The organism is Mesorhizobium sp. M7A.F.Ca.CA.004.06.1.1 (assembly GCF_003999135.1).
Taxonomy (GTDB): Bacteria; Pseudomonadota; Alphaproteobacteria; order Rhizobiales; family Rhizobiaceae; genus Mesorhizobium.
The window spans coordinates 1-519 of sequence record NZ_RZPQ01000016.1 but is presented as its reverse complement, the minus strand read 5'-3'; the positions used below and the strand labels follow the sequence as shown (position 1 = coordinate 519).

Sequence of the window (519 nt, the reverse complement as noted above, 5' to 3'; positions counted from 1 at the left end):
GCGAAAGCGCATGTCGAGCTGGGGGGCTGGCTCGGTGCCGTCGGGATGGCGGATGTCCGGCGAGCCCATGGCGCCGAACAGGATGGCGTCGGCCCGTTCGGCCGCCTCGAATCCCTCTTCGGTCATGGCGACGCCGGTCTCCTGATACTGGCGGGCGCCGCCATTGACGCGCTCCATCTTGAAGCCGATGTCGTGACGCTTCTCGATCACCTCCAGCACCGCCGTCGCCGCCTCCATAACCTCGACGCCGATGCCGTCGCCCGGCATGATCGCGAGCCGAAAAGAGTTCTCTCTCATGAAATTCTCCCGGAGCGCCGTATCTCCCCGACGGGGATGGACGCCCACGCTTTGAATGGATGCATCGCGCTTGCCGAAGACCGGTTTGCGATCCTGGACCCGATACTGGTGAACACGGCGCGACGTTATGATGGCTGCCGCCGACGCGACAGTATCGGTTCGGCAGGCCCCCCTTATCAAACAGCGACGATCGGCGGCGGCTGGCGATCACCGCTATGGGAC

At 65.1% G+C, this 519-nt stretch carries 1 protein-coding gene; it reads right to left on the bottom strand.

Annotated features, from left to right (window positions below):
- Nucleotides 1–297: isocitrate/isopropylmalate family dehydrogenase (locus EN906_RS38030; protein WP_245484153.1), on the bottom strand; the 297-nt coding region annotated here is incomplete at its 3' end.
- Nucleotides 298–519: the final 222 nt, after the last annotated feature.